This is a genomic window from uncultured Bradyrhizobium sp. (assembly GCF_936928535.1).
Classification (GTDB): Bacteria; Pseudomonadota; Alphaproteobacteria; order Rhizobiales; family Xanthobacteraceae; genus Bradyrhizobium.
In genome coordinates, this window is the sequence record NZ_CAKZHY010000062.1 from 1 (window position 1) to 15,001 (window position 15,001).

At 64.3% G+C, this 15,001-nt stretch carries 15 protein-coding genes and 1 pseudogene; 8 read left to right on the forward strand and 8 right to left on the reverse strand.

Features of this window, described 5'->3' with window-relative positions; genetic code table 11:
* Positions 1-180 (reverse strand): annotated as a pseudogene (locus Q0687_RS10080) (hypothetical protein); the annotation flags it as partial.
* A 231-nt stretch (positions 181-411) separates the two neighbouring features.
* Between Q0687_RS10080 and Q0687_RS10085 the strand changes: the two are divergent.
* Positions 412-1,314, forward strand: a complete 903-nt coding sequence (locus tag Q0687_RS10085; RefSeq protein ID WP_298875424.1) for a DUF2189 domain-containing protein — start codon at positions 412-414, stop codon at positions 1,312-1,314.
* Between the two features lie 141 nt (positions 1,315-1,455).
* Positions 1,456-2,280 carry a lytic murein transglycosylase gene (locus tag Q0687_RS10090; protein ID WP_298875427.1) on the forward strand — a complete coding sequence of 275 codons (825 nt, stop codon included), beginning with the start codon at positions 1,456-1,458 and terminating at the stop codon, positions 2,278-2,280.
* A gap of 77 nt (positions 2,281-2,357) precedes the next feature.
* Here Q0687_RS10090 and Q0687_RS10095 read toward each other — a convergent pair whose 3' ends face one another.
* Positions 2,358-2,621 (reverse strand): hypothetical protein, encoded by a 264-nt coding sequence (locus tag Q0687_RS10095; protein ID WP_298875464.1) that lies wholly within the window; start codon positions 2,619-2,621, stop codon positions 2,358-2,360.
* A 706-nt stretch (positions 2,622-3,327) separates the two neighbouring features.
* On the opposite strand from Q0687_RS10095, the gene Q0687_RS10100 reads away from it, so the two are divergent.
* The 5 genes from Q0687_RS10100 to Q0687_RS10120 all read left to right on the forward strand — a co-directional run bounded on the left by Q0687_RS10100 (position 3,328) and on the right by Q0687_RS10120 (position 8,069).
* On the forward strand, positions 3,328-3,480 hold the full coding sequence (locus Q0687_RS10100) for a DUF1127 domain-containing protein (protein WP_007590701.1): 153 nt from the start codon (positions 3,328-3,330) through the stop codon (positions 3,478-3,480).
* A gap of 126 nt (positions 3,481-3,606) precedes the next feature.
* Positions 3,607-5,034 carry a methylenetetrahydrofolate--tRNA-(uracil(54)-C(5))-methyltransferase (FADH(2)-oxidizing) TrmFO gene (trmFO, locus tag Q0687_RS10105; RefSeq protein ID WP_298875430.1) on the forward strand — a complete coding sequence of 476 codons (1,428 nt, stop codon included), beginning with the start codon at positions 3,607-3,609 and terminating at the stop codon, positions 5,032-5,034.
* Between the two features lie 7 nt (positions 5,035-5,041).
* The gene (locus tag Q0687_RS10110; protein WP_298875433.1) at positions 5,042-6,136 is read left to right on the forward strand and encodes a serine/threonine protein kinase; all 1,095 of its coding nucleotides are present in this window, start codon (positions 5,042-5,044) and stop codon (positions 6,134-6,136) included.
* Between the two features lie 75 nt (positions 6,137-6,211).
* Positions 6,212-6,793, forward strand: a complete 582-nt coding sequence (locus tag Q0687_RS10115; RefSeq protein WP_298875435.1) for a CAP domain-containing protein — start codon at positions 6,212-6,214, stop codon at positions 6,791-6,793.
* A 97-nt stretch (positions 6,794-6,890) separates the two neighbouring features.
* Complete coding sequence (locus Q0687_RS10120; protein WP_298875437.1) at positions 6,891-8,069, forward strand: aminotransferase class V-fold PLP-dependent enzyme; 1,179 nt, start codon at positions 6,891-6,893, stop codon at positions 8,067-8,069.
* Between the two features lie 5 nt (positions 8,070-8,074).
* Here the strand turns inward: Q0687_RS10120 and Q0687_RS10125 are convergent, their stop codons facing one another.
* The 6 genes from Q0687_RS10125 to yajC are packed head-to-tail and all read right to left on the reverse strand — an operon-like array spanning position 8,075 to position 13,727.
* Complete coding sequence (locus tag Q0687_RS10125; protein WP_298875440.1) at positions 8,075-9,319, reverse strand: threonine ammonia-lyase; 1,245 nt, start codon at positions 9,317-9,319, stop codon at positions 8,075-8,077.
* A 45-nt stretch (positions 9,320-9,364) separates the two neighbouring features.
* Positions 9,365-10,228, reverse strand: a complete 864-nt coding sequence (locus Q0687_RS10130; protein WP_298875443.1) for a phytoene/squalene synthase family protein — start codon at positions 10,226-10,228, stop codon at positions 9,365-9,367.
* Entirely contained in the window at positions 10,225-10,608 is a 384-nt protein-coding gene (locus Q0687_RS10135) for an Mth938-like domain-containing protein (protein WP_298875446.1), read from the reverse strand. The genes Q0687_RS10130 and Q0687_RS10135 overlap by 4 nt, the downstream gene beginning before the upstream one ends.
* Before the next feature lie 60 nt (positions 10,609-10,668).
* The gene (gene secF, locus Q0687_RS10140) at positions 10,669-11,694 is read right to left on the reverse strand and encodes a protein translocase subunit SecF (protein WP_298875450.1); all 1,026 of its coding nucleotides are present in this window, start codon (positions 11,692-11,694) and stop codon (positions 10,669-10,671) included.
* A gap of 16 nt (positions 11,695-11,710) precedes the next feature.
* Positions 11,711-13,309 (reverse strand): protein translocase subunit SecD, encoded by a 1,599-nt coding sequence (gene secD / locus Q0687_RS10145; RefSeq protein WP_298875453.1) that lies wholly within the window; start codon positions 13,307-13,309, stop codon positions 11,711-11,713.
* 49 nt (positions 13,310-13,358) lie between these two features.
* Positions 13,359-13,727, reverse strand: coding sequence for a preprotein translocase subunit YajC (gene yajC / locus Q0687_RS10150; protein WP_092229337.1), 369 nt, complete (start codon positions 13,725-13,727; stop codon positions 13,359-13,361).
* A gap of 179 nt (positions 13,728-13,906) precedes the next feature.
* On the opposite strand from yajC, the gene Q0687_RS10155 reads away from it, so the two are divergent.
* Positions 13,907-14,923 carry an ATP-binding protein gene (locus Q0687_RS10155; RefSeq protein ID WP_298875461.1) on the forward strand — a complete coding sequence of 339 codons (1,017 nt, stop codon included), beginning with the start codon at positions 13,907-13,909 and terminating at the stop codon, positions 14,921-14,923.
* Positions 14,924-15,001: the final 78 nt, after the last annotated feature.

Genomic DNA, 15,001 nt, shown 5'->3' on the forward strand with positions numbered 1-15,001 from the left:
GGGTGCGCCGCCGGCGGGCGCAGCGGAAGCCGTATGGCTGCCGAAGATTGCGCCCATGATTTTCCCGAAAATGCTCATGTCTGTTCCCCGAAAAGGATCCCGTTGGAAGGCCCTGAGTGAGCCCTTATAGACGAAGTTACGCCGGTGCGCCCGCGAACTTCCGCGAGCCACAAACAGCATGAGCTTATCTGCGGCGAAATGACGACCGGATGACGTCAGCGAGGTTGCACTGCGGCAACGAATCTCACCCAAGCGTGAGGGACAGGACTCGGAAATAAGCGTACGCTTGGTGCTCAGCTCGCGATGCCACCAGGAATTCGCGTCTGGTTGGACTCGCGAAACTCAAAGAAGCGGCCGCTTGCGCCGTTGTCGGCGCCGAATTCGGCTGCATGGCAAGGGAGCAAGCCGACCATGGCCACACTTTATCAGGGCAATGTCCCCACAATGGGCCAGTCCGCAGACGCGGCTGGACCGGTGATCCGAACCATTGAACTCTCCGACCTGCACGACGCGCTCAAGCGCGGCTGGGAAGACTTCAAGGCAGTCCCCAGCCACGCCATCATCCTCTGCGTGATCTATCCGGTGCTCGGTCTCGTGATCGCGCGCGTCGCGATGGGCTATTCCGTGATACCGCTCCTGTTTCCTCTCGCCGCGGGCTTCGCCCTGATCGGCCCGTTCGCAGCACTCGGCCTTTATGAGCTCTCCAGCCGCCGCGAACGCTACGAGGAAGCGAGCGCGTGGGACGCCATGGACGTGCTGCGCTCGCCCTCCTTCGGCGCCATGCTCGGCCTCGGCACATTGCTGCTGGCGCTGTTCGTGACGTGGGTCGCGACCGCGCAGGCGATCTATGTGGCTGCGTTCGGCTATGAGGGCGTCACCGGCATTTCGGATTTCCTGACGCGGGTGCTGACGACCTCCCAGGGCTGGTGGCTGATCGTGATCGGCTGTGGCACGGGCTTCCTGTTCGCGCTCGCGGCGCTGTGCATCAGCGCGGTATCATTCCCGCTGATGCTCGACCGCCACGCCGGCGCACTGGAGGCAATGGTCACCTCGCTGCGCGTCGTCGCCAAGAACCCGGTGCCGATGGCGGCGTGGGGCCTGATCGTGGCGGTTCTGCTGGCGCTCGGAACAATCCCCGCGTTCCTGGGGCTCGCCGTCGTCATTCCCCTGCTCGGCCACGCCACCTGGCATCTCTATCGCAAGGTGATCGTCTCCGACCCCGGTGCCCGGCCTGTACCGCCCCCGCCCCAGCGCCCGCGCAAGCCGGCGGCCGATTTCCCAGCCAATCTCTTCCCATGGCGCAATAGGGAATAGAGCTGGCGCCAGGCGATCTCGTCAGAGCGCTCCCGCCGGTCACCCGGCGGGAGCGGTGCTGTCATACGCCTTGCTTTGGCCGCGGTTACATCAGAGATTGCCGCCGCCGGTCATGCCCCTTCACGGAATCAATTACCTCTGATGACCCTGACGATTTCTCGTCTCGCTTTCGCCGCCCTCGCCCTTTCAGCCTCAATCGTGTCCGTCGAGCCCGCTCTGGCTGCGGTCGCTTGCGGCTCGGGCAATTTCGACGCCTGGCTCGCGGATTTCAAAACCGAGGCCGCGGCTAAGGGGATCTCGCAACAGGCCACCGCGGCCGGCCTTGCCGGCGTCACGCTGGACCAGAGCGTGCTCAACCGCGACAAATCGCAAAAGGTCTTCACCCAAACCTTTGAGGAGTTTTCCGGCCGCATGGTGCCGCCGCGGATGACGCGCGGCTCCAACATGATGAAGCAATACGGATCGGTGCTGTCGCGCATCGAGCAGGCCTATGGCGTGCCGGGCGAGATCCTGGTCGCGATCTGGGGTCTGGAGACCGATTTCGGCGTCAACACCGGCAAGTTCTCGACGATCCGCTCACTGGCGACATTGGCCTATGATTGCCGCCGTGCCGAGCAGTTTCGCGGTGAGCTGATGGATGCGCTGCGCATCGTTCAGCGCGGCGATCTTGCGCCTGCCGAGATGAAGGGCGCATGGGCCGGCGAGCTCGGCCAAACCCAGTTCATGCCATCGTCCTGGATGAAATACGCAGTCGATTTCGACGGCAATGGCAAGCGCGACCTACTGCATAGCGCTCCCGACGTGCTTGCCTCCACCGCCAACTATCTGGCCGGCTACGGTTGGCAGAAGGGCAAGGACTGGCAGCCGGGCAGCCCGAACTTCGCGGTGCTGCAGCAGTGGAACAAGAGCGAGGTCTATTCCAAGACGGTGGCCTATTTTGCCACTCAGCTCGCGCACGCCCCGTAAGAGACACACAGAAGTAAAATGCGTAGGGCCGATCGCTTGGCGACCGGCCCTCTCTTGGACTGCGTTTGCCTACCCGATTACTTGCCCATGGTGGCTTGCATCGCCTTGTTCAGGTGCATGCCGCACGCACCCATTTTGCCGTTGAGCATGGAGTCCTGCGCAGACGCAATTTCCTTCTGCGCGGCCATCTTGCCGTCGCCGTCCTGCATCCCTTCGACAGCAGTCTCGGCCTTCTCAAGATTGCCCGAGCTGCAACCACCCATGCTGTGCTTGGCGGCCTGAGCCGGCGCGACGGCGAATGCAACGGCGGCAATTGCGATAACCCCGAGTAACTTCGTCATGATGTTACTTTCCTTCTCTTGTTCTTGGACGGACCCGGCGACATTGCCAGAATCCGCAACATGACTTTGCTGCCGACGCGGCAACTTGCCGCAATAAATTCCGCGCGAGAATTGCGTGATGTTGCGCGCTGCGCAGAGCCGCATGCGAAATTTCTGATTTTCATTACAACCTTGTAATCAAGCCATACACGTTCGACGTGTGTGCGATGCACCATTTGGGGTGGCATCGAGCAAGAATGGCCAAGCAGTCGCCTGGCAGCCCCGCTGGCCGTTGTGAGTCCTCCCCCAGGCGAACAGTCGGCCCTGTTTTCATCGTCGCGACGTCGGGATCAAAGCAACTAAATATGAAGTTAAATTCATTTCTATAGGATTCAGGCGCATGCGAATCACGCATGCCGGACTTGGGCTTACAAGCTGGCCCTGACGACTTGAGGATCACGGAAATGTAACCTATCTCGGTAGCGATAGGCACCGTACGTTTGGTCGCTAAACCTGTGATTTCACGGAGTTTTACGTCATAGATCGGCTTGGCCCGCCTAGCTGTTAGGCTACAGTGCCGAGAGGTTAATCGTCCCTTACCTCTGCTATGCGCACATCGCTTAGCTGCATCGCAACATCGGAACTTTCGCACCGCACTACTCTCACCTATATTCATTTCAACGATGACGCCCGAGCAAGGGCTGAATCGAACTACAGGAGACTACCAATGCTGCTCTCGCTCATCCGCATGATCCAGGCTTTCCGGGACTATCAGCGCAATGTTGCCGAACTGTCCCAGCTCAGCGATCGCGAACTGGCCGACATCGGCCTCGATCGCTCGGACATCCCGCGCGTTGCCGCCGGTCAGTATCAGGGCTGATATCGTTCAGCCCTTCACCGGACGAACCGATAACGCCCGCCTCGTGCGGGCGCTGTCGTTTTCAGCGGCAGAAAACTCGATCTCGGCGATTCCACTGACGGCCGAAAAGCGCTACCTGTCCGCCCCATGACAGGACCCCTATCTACTCCCGTGCACGTTATTGGCGCCGGCCTTGCCGGTTCCGAAGCCGCCTGGCAGGTCGCGAAAGCTGGCGTGCCCGTTGTGCTGCATGAGATGCGGCCCGACCGCATGACCGAGGCGCATCGCACCGACGGGCTCGCCGAGCTGGTCTGCTCCAATTCGTTCCGCTCGGACGACGCCGCCAACAACGCCGTCGGCCTGCTGCACGCCGAGATGCGCCGGCTCGACTCGCTGATCATGCGCGCGGCCGACGCCAACCAGGTGCCCGCCGGCGGCGCGCTGGCCGTTGATCGCGACGGCTTCTCGGCCGCTGTCACCAGGGCGCTGAACGACCATCCCCTGATCGAGATCGCCCGCGGCGAGATCAAAGGCCTGCCGCCGGCCGACTGGAGCAACGTCATCGTTGCGACCGGCCCCCTGACCTCCGCCCCGCTGGCTGACGCCATCCGCGAACTCACCGACGAGAACGCGCTCGCCTTCTTCGACGCCATCGCGCCGATCGTGCATCGCGAATCCATCGACATGTCGGTGGCATGGTTCCAGTCGCGCTACGACAAGGTCGGCCCCGGCGGCAACGGTGCCGACTACATCAACTGCCCCATGACCAAGGAGCAATACGATGGCTTCGTCGCCGCGCTGATCTCAGGCGAGAAGACCGAGTTCAAGGAGTGGGAGACCAACACGCCCTATTTCGACGGCTGCCTGCCGATCGAGGTCATGGCGGAGCGCGGTCCCGAGACGCTGCGCCACGGCCCGATGAAGCCGGTCGGCCTCACCAATCCATATGATCCCACCACGAAGTCCTACGCGATCGTGCAACTGCGCCAGGACAACAAGCTCGGCACGCTCTACAATATCGTCGGATTCCAGACGAAGCTGAAATACGGCGAGCAGCAGCGCATCTTCCGCACCATTCCCGGCCTGGAAAAGGCCGAGTTCGCCCGCCTCGGCGGCCTCCATCGCAACACCTTCCTCAATTCGCCGAAGCTACTCGACAGTCAGCTGCGCCTGCGCGCGCAGCCGCGGCTGCGCTTTGCCGGCCAGATGACGGGCTGTGAAGGCTATGTGGAATCCGCCAGCGTCGGCCTGATTGCCGGCCTCTATGCGGCTGCCGACGCGCGCGGCGAGCGGCTTGCGAGCCCGCCTGTCACAACGGCGCTCGGGTCGCTGCTCGGCCATATCACTGGCGGCCATATCGAGACCGTCGAGCCGGGCACGCGCTCGTTCCAGCCGATGAACATCAATTTCGGCCTGTTCCCGCCGCTTGCCAGCCCGCCGACGAAGAAGCCCGACGGCACGCGTCTGCGCGGCAATGAGAAGACGGTGGCCAAGAAGCAGGCGATGAGCGCCTTGGCGCTTGCCGATCTCGATCGCTGGATCGCCGATCATTTGCGCATTGCCGCAGCCGCGTGAGTTTTCGATGAGTCTCCCGAAAGACGACGCCGTGGTGCTTTCGGCGCGCTGGACCGAGGGCGTGCTGCTCAAGCGCGACGTGTTCTCGACCGTCGAGCGCGGCCGTTTCCACGGCGACAGCGGCGAGGTCGATGCCGTGCTGCGCCGGCTCGACGAGGTGCCCTGGTGGTCGTTCCTGCTGGCACGCCACCTGTTCGGCCGCGAAAAACACGCGCTGGTGCTCGCAAAGGGCCTGAATGCCGGACCTGAGCTGCTCTGGGCCGGGCGCCGAGCGCTGGTGCGCGGCTTCGTCGACGGCGTTGCGCTGCATCTGGCAAAGCCTCATGGCGACCTCGCCTATTTCCGCTCGGCGAAGGACGTGCTGCGCCGGCTCCGCCGCGCCGGCATCTGCCACAATGATCTCGCCAAGGAACAAAACTGGCTGGTCGGCCGCGATGGCCGCGCCTACGTGACCGACTTCCAACTCGCGGCGTGCTTCAGGCGGCGCGGCCGGCTCTATCGTATCCTCGCCTATGAAGACCTTCGCCATCTGCTCAAGCACAAGCGCTCCTACGCGCCGGAGGCCCTGACGCCGCGCGAGCGAAAAGTGCTGGCGAAGAAATCGTTCGTCGCGAGCCTGTGGCTTGCCACCGGCAAGAAAGTCTATCGCGCTATCACCCGCGGCCTGTTCAACTTCACCGACCGCGAGGGTGGCGGCCGCCGGCTGGTCAACGATGCTCCGGTGCTCGCAGAGCTGATCCGCAAGAACCCGGCCGTGCGCGACACCGCCATCGTCGCCTTTGCCGACCGCCGCTCCGGGGTCGGGCTCTACGCGTTCGTGGAAGCCGATCAGTCCGCACTCGAAGGCCAGCTCCGTAACGAATTGACGGCTGCCAAGGGCCCAAAGCCGCCGGAACACATCCAGGTCGTGCACGCACTGCCGCGCGATACAAGCGGCAAGCCGCGCACCGAGATCCTGCAACTGGTCGCGATGAACCAGCTCGACCTGATCGAGCCGATGATGAAGAACGACCAGGACCGCGCCTTCCTCAAGGACATCCTGGAGCAGCGCAAGAACCTGCGCGATCGCTTCAACTTCGAGGCGGACCTGCCCATCAGTTAGACGACAGATGCACGGCGCCTTGAAGCGTCCACAATGCCGGTGGACAAGCCGGCGACTGCACTGATTTGGGGACCAATGAACAGCTGGGGGACCATGAGGCGCCGCGCGCTGCTGTTGCTTGCAGGTCTGGTGTTGCTGGCGGCTGCGCCGACGTCGGCAGCAGAATCCCCTGCCGAACAGATCTCCGGCTTCCGGCTGAAGCATGGCGAGGGCCGGGTCACGCGCGACGCAACGCTCGATCGCATCGCCATGGACCAGGCACGCGCGATGGCGGCCAAGGACGATCTCAGCCACGATGCTCTCGGCCCGTTCAACAAGCGCGTCGCGCCGTCGGGCGCGGGCCGTGCCGCCGAGAACATCGCCTATGGCTACGACAATTTCGAGAAGACGCTCGGTCAGTGGATCGACTCGTCCGGCCATCGCAAGAATCTGCTGCTCCACAACGCCTCGCGCGTCGGGATCGCGAGCGCGAAGAACGCCAGCGGCAAGCGCACCTATTGGGCCATGGTGATTGCCGGCGATTACGAGACGAAACCGGGTAAAGGCAAAACCAAAAAGGACAGCGAGCCGCTGGTCGCCGTGAGACGCGAGACCACGCCGGCCAGCAAGCCCAAATCCAGCAATTGCCACCTCAAGCTGCTCGGCCTCTGCATCTGAGACAAAGCCGGACCTGCTCTTCGCCGGTTCATGGTCTTGCTCGCCTCGTTAGGCGCGTCTAATCCATCCGACCGGATCGCGAGAGGGAGAGGCAAACTTGATCGATATCGACCGAATACGCTCCGACACACCGGCCGCCCGCCGGCTCGCCTATCTGCACAATGCAGGCGCGGCTCTCATGCCCACGCCCGTCGTCGCGGCGATGAAGCAGCATATCGACCTTGAGAGCGAGATCGGAGGCTATGCCGCCGCCGACCGCGAGTCTGGCCGGCTCGATGCGGTCTACGGCTCGGTGGCGCGACTGCTGAACGCTGCGCCGAACGAGATCGCGCTCATGGAGAACGCAACTGTCGCCTGGCAGATGGCGTTCTATGCGCTGCCGTTTCGCGCAGGCGACCGGATCCTGACCGCCGAGGCGGAATACGCCGCCAACTATGTCGCGTTCCTTCAGGTCGCCAAGCGGACAGGCGCGATCATTGACGTCGTGCCCAGCGATGCCAGCGGTGAACTGGACCTCGCCGCGCTCGAGCGCATGATCGACGACCGCGTCAGACTGATCGCCATCACATGGGTTCCGACTAATGGCGGGCTCGTCAATCCCGCCGCAGCTGTCGGCAAGATCGCGCGGGCGCACGGCATTCCCTATTTGCTCGACGCCTGCCAAGCGGTTGGCCAGATGGAAGTCGACGTTGAAGCCATCGGCTGTGACATGCTGTCAGCCACGGGCCGAAAATTCCTGCGCGGGCCGCGCGGCACCGGCTTTCTTTACGTCCGCCGCGAACTGCTGCAGCAGCTCGAACCGCCGATGATCGACCATTTTGCGGCGCCCTGGATCTCGCGCGACCGGTATCTGCTCCGCGACGATGCGCGCCGGTTCGAGACCTGGGAGAACAATTACGCGGCGCGGCTCGGCCTGGGCGCCGCCGTCGACTACGCCCTTGCGATCGGCCTCGGCCCGATCGAGCAGCGCTGCCGCCTGCTGGCGGACCGCCTCCGCGGCGGCCTCGCCGCCATCAGCGGTGTGACCATTCGCGACCTCGGTCGGACGCCGGGTGCCATCGTCAGCTTCACGATGGCGGGCCTTGAGGCGGACGCGGTCGTCACCAGCGCCGCTGCGGCCGGCATCACCATCGGCGCATCGCATCCGTCGAGCACCCGCATCGACGCGGAAGAGCGGGCGTTGCCAGTCGTCGTTCGCGCCTCGCCACATTACTACAACACGGAAGCCGAGATCGATCGGCTCATCGCCCACGTGGCGGGTCTGGTGCCGCGGTAGTATTGTTAGGTACAGCGCGCGCTCAGTCCGGATGCGCCGAGCTTGGCCATGACCTCGTCGAGATGGGCGCTGTCGCGGGTCTCGATCACGAGTTGCAGCAGCGTTGCCTTGGCCGGCAGGTCCGAGAAGGTCCGCTGATGCGAGACCTCGATGATGTTGGCGCCGGCCTCGGCCAGCAGCGAAGCGACTGCCGCGAGCTGGCCGGGTCTGTCAGGGATATCGAGCGAGAGCTGCGTCAGCCGCCCCTCGCGCGCAAGCTCGCGCGTCAGCACCGAGGCGATCAGCCTTGTATCGATGTTGCCGCCGCTCAGGACCAGGCCGACCTTCTCACCGGCAAAGCGCGTGGGATCGGACATGATCGCCGCAAGGCCGGCAGCGCCCGCACCCTCGACGACCGTCTTCTCGATCGAGATCAGGGTTGCGACCGCGCGCTCGAGCTCGGCTTCGTTGACGAGCGCGATGTCGTCGACCAGGCCGCGGACGATCTCGGTGGTGATCTTGCCCGGCGACTTGACCGCGATGCCTTCGGCGAGCGTATCGCCCCGCGCCGGCAGATTGCCGCCATGGATGGCGTTGTACATCGAGGGATAGAGCCAGGCCTCGACGCCGACGATCCGCAGCGATGGCTTGAGGGACTTCGCCGCAATGGCAATGCCGCTGATCAGGCCGCCGCCGCCGATCGGAACGACCAGCGTGTCGAGCTCCGGCACCGCCTTGAGGACCTCGAGCCCAACCGTGCCCTGCCCGGCGATCACCAGCGGATCGTCGTAGGGGTGGACGAAGATCATGCCGCGAGCTTCGCCGTGGCTGCGCGCAAACGCAGCCGCCTCCTCCAGCGTCGCGCCTTTGACAACCACCTCGGCACCGTGATGCCGGGTATTCTCGACCTTCACCATCGGCGTGCCCACGGGCATGACGATGGTGGCGGGAATACCGAGCCTACTGGCGTGATAGGCAACGCCCTGCGCGTGGTTGCCCGCGGACATGGCGACGACGCCGCGCGCGCGCTCTTCCGGCGTCAGCGCGTTGAGCCGGTTCAGCGCACCACGCTCCTTGAACGAAGACGTGAACTGGAGGTTTTCGAATTTGAGCCAGAGATGGCAGCCGCAGATGTTGCTCAGCGTTCGGCTGTAGCTGCAGGGCGTCTCGACGACGGCGCCGTGGATCGTCTCGGCAGCGGCGTGAATGTCAGCCGGCGTCACCGGAAAGCCGCTCAGATCGGGGACTACTGATGGGGACAGGTCGGCCATAGGACAGCATAGAGCATTTGGCCGGCTACGGCGATAAGCCGACTCCTATTTGGTAAATTCCCGGGATCGTGAAGCTCGCCACAACGTCCATAGCGTGCGTAGCCGCGAGACCGGCTGCGGGGCGAAGGGATTGCGCCCTGGACGCGCCAGGCGATCGAGATCGGCCCGCGCCTGGCTCAGCAGCAGGAAGGCGGCCCGCGCCGAGGGCGGTACCTGCGCCAGCAGCGACGACGCCGTCCCCAGATGCTCCCTCGCATCGCCGATGAGCTGGTTCAGGGCGGCATGGAGGTTGGGCGTCTCCTTGCCCGCGAATACGTCCTCCGTGGTGCAGCCATGACTGGTCAGCAGTTGTTGCGGCAGGAACAGCTGCCGATGGGAAGCGTCCCGAGGCAGGCTCGCAATCACCTGCACGATGCCCTGCGCGAGGCCAGCGTGCCGCGCTACGTGCTCGGCCGCATCCGAAGCGTCGCCCATGATCCGCGCCGCGAGCGCAAAAAGCGCCGCAGAGGTCGCGGCCAGATAGCCCTCCAGCGCAGTCATGGTCGGCATCGGATCGTTGTAGAGATCGAACTGGTGCTCGTCGACGAGCAGCGACAGCGGCTCGACCGGCAGCTCAAAATCGCGGATCGCGCGCAACAGCTCCGCCGCCACCGGATTGCCTTCGGCGCTGCCGTGCGCCAGGCCCGAGAACAGGTCGGTCCACCATTGGAAGCGGATCTCGCCGGGCAAAGGCTGGGTCACCTGATCGCGAACACGGACGATCTCGACATTGAAGGCGTAGAGCGCAAGCAGCGCGCGGCGCTCCGCGGCAGGCGCGAACAGCGTCGCGACATAGCGCGGAAAGTCGTGACCGCGCACGAGGTCGGCGCAGTAGGTGACGGTGTCGGACGGCGTCCCAGCGCTGCTCATGGCACCGCAATCAGCGCGGCCGCAACGCGGCGCCGTTCGCCGATCATGATGTTATAGGTCCGTACGGCCGGCCCGGTCTGCATGGTGTCCAGCACCACCCTCACCGCCTTCAGCGCCTGGCGCAGTTCCGGCGGGGCCCGCCAGAGCCCGGTTCCGGTACCAACCAGCAGCGTGTCGATGCCGTTGGCAGCCGCGAAGACCCGATCCAGCGAATAGCGGTCGATCTTGCTGGGATCGGTCACGTCCCAGGCCCAGATCGCATCGGGCAGGCACAGCAGCGAGCCCCGGTGCGACATGCCGCCGAAGGCGAAGCCACCCTTGCCATAGGCCTCGATCGGCGCCGAGCGCGGGAAATGAGGAGCGTTGGGGTCGCCGGCCATGAGCTTCGTCCGAATGAGCTGACTACCCTCGCAAACCAATGCGAGGGCACGCGGTTCGGATCATGCCTTGTTTTTCTTCGCCGGCGGAGCCTCTTCCTTCGCATCTTCACGATGTTCGCCGACGCCGAGATAGATCAGGATCGGGGCTGCGATGAAGATCGAAGTGTAGGTGCCGACCAGCACCACGCCGAACATCATGACGGCCGTGAAGCTGTGGATGGCGTGACCGCCGAACAGCAGCAGCGCCAGCAACGCCAGCGTCACCGTGAAGTGGGTGATGATCGAGCGCGACAGCGTCGAGTTGATGGACTCGTTCAACAACTGCGGCATCGGCATCTTCTTGTAGCGCCGCAGCATTTCACGGATGCGGTCGTAGATGACGACGGTGTCGTTGAGCGAATAGCCCAGAATGGTCAGAAGCGCCGCGATGCTGGTCAGGTCGAAATCGACCTGGCTGATCGACATGAAGCCGATGGTCAGCACGATATCGTGCACGTTGGCGATCATGGCGCCGAGCGCGAACTGCCATTCGAAGCGGAACCAGAGATAGACCAGGATCGCGCCGATCGCGAGCATCAGGCCGGCCATGCCCCACCCCAGCAACTCGCCGGAGACGCGTGGACCCACCACCTCGACACGGCGATACTCCACGGACTCGCCGAGGGCGCCGCGAACCTTGTCGACGGCTGCCTGCTGCGCCTTGTCGCCGCCCGGCTGCTCGGCAACGCGAAGCAGCACGTCGGCGGGGCCGCCGAATTGCTGCAGCTGAACTTCGCCGAGGCCGAGGCTGCCAAGGGTCGAGCGCATCTGCGCAAGATCGGCGGAGCCGGATTTGGCCCGCACCTCCATCAAGGTGCCGCCCTTGAAGTCGATGCCGAAATTCAAGCCATGCGTGAAGAACAGCGTGATGGCGACGATCGACAGCAGCGCCGAGATCGGAAAGCTGATGCGGCGGAAGCGCGTGAAGTCGAAATGCGTATTGTCCGGGACGATCCGCAGCGACGGCAAGATGCCCAGCACGCTGACCACGGTCAGCACCGCAATCAGGACGCCGAGAACAATGAGAACGAGTTGAGTAGTGGTCACAGCCGGCCTCGAATTATCAAATCGGCACAGTCTTCGGCCGCTTCCACTGAACCCACCACGCCACGATCAGGCGAGTCATGGTGAAGGCGGTGAAGACCGTGGTGATGATGCCGATGCCCAGCGTCACGGCGAAGCCGCGCACCGGACCGGTGCCGATCATGAACAGCACTGCAGCGGCGATGAAGGTGGTGATGTTGGAGTCCAGAATCGTGGCGAGCGCCCGCTTGAAGCCTGCATCGATCGCCGAGATCGGGGTTCTCCCGCCGCGCAATTCCTCGCGGATGCGCTCATAGATCAGCACGTTGGAGTCGACCGCGATGCCGACGGTGAGCACGATGCCGGCGATACCTGGCAGGGTCAGCGTGGCGCTGAGCAGCGACAACAGCCCGAAGATCATCGCGACGTTGATGGCCACCGCGATGTTGGCGAACACGCCGAACAGGCGGTACGTCAACAGCATAAAGACGACGACCAAGATTGACCCGACATAGGCAGCAAGCTCGCCCTTCTCGATCGAGTCCTGGCCGAGGCCCGGACCGACTGTGCGCTCTTCCACGACAGTCAGCGGGGCAGGCAGCGCACCGGCGCGCAAGAGGATCGCCAGGTCGTTGGCCGACTGCACGGTGAAACTCCCGGAGATCTGGCCCTGACCGCCGGTGATCGGTTCGCGAATGACCGGCGCCGAGATCACCTTGCCGTCGAGGATAATCGCGAAGGGCACCCCGACATTCTCCTGCGTGGCCTGCGCGAACTTGCGCGCGCCAGAGGTATTGAACGTGAAGCTGACCACCGGCTCGTTGGTACGCTGGTCAAAGGTCGCCTGGGCGTTGGTCAGGTCGCCGCCCGCAACCAGCACCTGCTTTTTGACCACGTAGCCGGTCGGCGGCGGCGTGGCCGCCGGCAGAAGCTCGGAGTCCGGTGGCAACCCGCCCTGCTGCGCTTGTTCAAGCGGCACCGAGGGATCGACCATGCGGAATTCCATCTTCGCAGTCTTGCCCAGCAGTTCCTTCAGATGGGTGGGGTCCTGCAAACCCGGCACCTGCACCAGGATTCGGTCATTACCCTGACGCTGAATGATGGGCTCGACGGTGCCGAGCTCGTTGACGCGCTTCTCGACGATCTGGATCGACTGCTCGATGGTCTTGCGCATGCGATCGAGCATCGCGGCCTCCGGGATACTGAGGCGGATCAATCCGCCGCCGGCGTCGGAGACATCGAGATCACGCTGACCGCTGGACCCCATCAGGCCGCCAATCGGCTGGCCCAGTTCGCGCAGCTTGGCAAGCGCAGGCTGGGCGTCGGCGTCCCTGATCCGTACCTCGACGGCATCGCCCTTCGTTACGATGCCCGTGTAACCGATCCTGGCCTCACGCAGCACGCGGCGGACGTCGTCGCGGATCTGGTCGAGCCTTTCCTTCTTCACATAGTTGGAATCGACCTCGAGCTGCAAAGAGGAACCGCCCTGCAAGTCGAGACCCAACACCAGGCGCCGCTGCGCCCAGGCGGGCCAGGTCTTGACCTGCGCCTCGGGGAAGAAGTTCGGGACCGCGCAGAGGCACACGATCAGCGCCGTCAGGATAATCCCGAGCGCCTTCCACCGCGTGAAATACAACATCGACTGGACCTGTCAGATCAGGAGATTTGAGATGCTCGCGAGGAAGCGCTCACTTCGCCGCGGCGTCGTCCTTGGCGCTTTCCTTCGCGCTGTCCTTGGCCGGCTCGCCCTTGGCGCGCACGCCCGAGATCATCGAGCGCATCTGGCGCACGCGCACGCCGTCGGAAATCTCGAACTCGATCTGGTCGTCATCGACGACCTTGGTGACCTTACCGACGAGGCCGCCGGAGGTCACGACAGTGTCGCCGCGGCGGATGTTCTTCACGAGCTCGGCGTGGTCCTTCACCTTCTTCTGCTGCGGGCGCAGAATCAGGAAGTACATGATCACGAAGATCAGGGCGAACGGCAGCAGCGACATCAACATGCTGTTGGTGTCACCGGCGCCCGCGGCCTGGGCATACGCAGGGGTAATCAGCATTCGGACGATCCTCGTGGAAACGGGGGAAGCCGGTCAGGCCCTCAGGGCGACCGGTTCGGTCAAATTCGCGCGGACTATAGCGACCACCGCCCCAATTGCAACGCTGCCAGACCGGCGATTTGGCCACCTTGCGGCGCGCCATCAGGCCCGATAAGGCTGCGTTCTCAGGAACTTCGGACATGCCCAAAAACCTTCGCAAAAGCCCGGCCGGCAAAGGCCCCCGTACCCCTGCCAAGAAGCCCGTCCAGGTCGCGGCAAATCGCCCCAAGGCGACCCAAAAGGCTACCCAAAAGGCGGCTGGCAAGGTGACCTCCAAGGCCTCTCCCGACCAGACCCAGGAGCGGATCGTCCGCGCGCTTGAGACCATTGCGGCCCACCTCGCCGCCCAGGGCAAGCCGGCGGTCGAGCGCGATTCGTTCGATCGGGCGGACGCCTATGTCTGGCACCCGGACGGGCGCCTGGCGGCCGTTCCGCGGGTCAGCCGTGTCGAGCTGTTCCTGCTCAAAGGCGTCGACCGGATGCGCGACATCCTGATGGAGAACACCGAGCGCTTCGCCAATGGCCTGCCCGCCAACAACGCCCTGCTCTGGGGCGCGCGCGGCATGGGCAAGTCGTCGCTGGTGAAGGCGGCGCACGCCAGCATCAACGCGGACCGCAAACCTGCCGACAAGCTCAAGCTGATCGAGATCCATCGCGAGGACATCGAGACGCTGCCGATGCTGATGGAGAAGCTTCGCGACGCCGACTTCCACTTCATCGTGTTCATCGACGACCTCTCCTTCGACGGCAATGATGCGTCCTACAAGTCACTCAAGGCCGTGCTCGAAGGCGGCATCGAGGGCCGACCGGAGAACGTCATCCTCTACGCCACCTCCAACCGCCGCCATCTGCTCGCGCGCGACATGATCGAGAACGAGCGTTCGACCGCGATCAATCCGGGCGAAGCGGTCGAGGAAAAGGTTTCGCTGTCGGATCGCTTCGGCCTCTGGCTCGGCTTCCACCGCTGCAGCCAGGACGAATATCTCGCCATGGTGCGCGGCTATTGCAGCCATTTCGGCATCAAGGTCGACGACGAGGCGCTGGAGCGTGAAGCGCTGGAATGGTCGACCACGCGCGGCTCGCGCTCGGGACGCGTCGCCTGGCAGTTCGTGCAGGAGCTGGCGGGCCGGCTCGGCGTGAAGCTGACGGCGAACTAGCGGAAGCTGAAGCCGTCGCCCCACCCACAACTGTCATCGCCCGCGAAGGCGGGCGATCCAGTATTCCAGAGAAAGTTG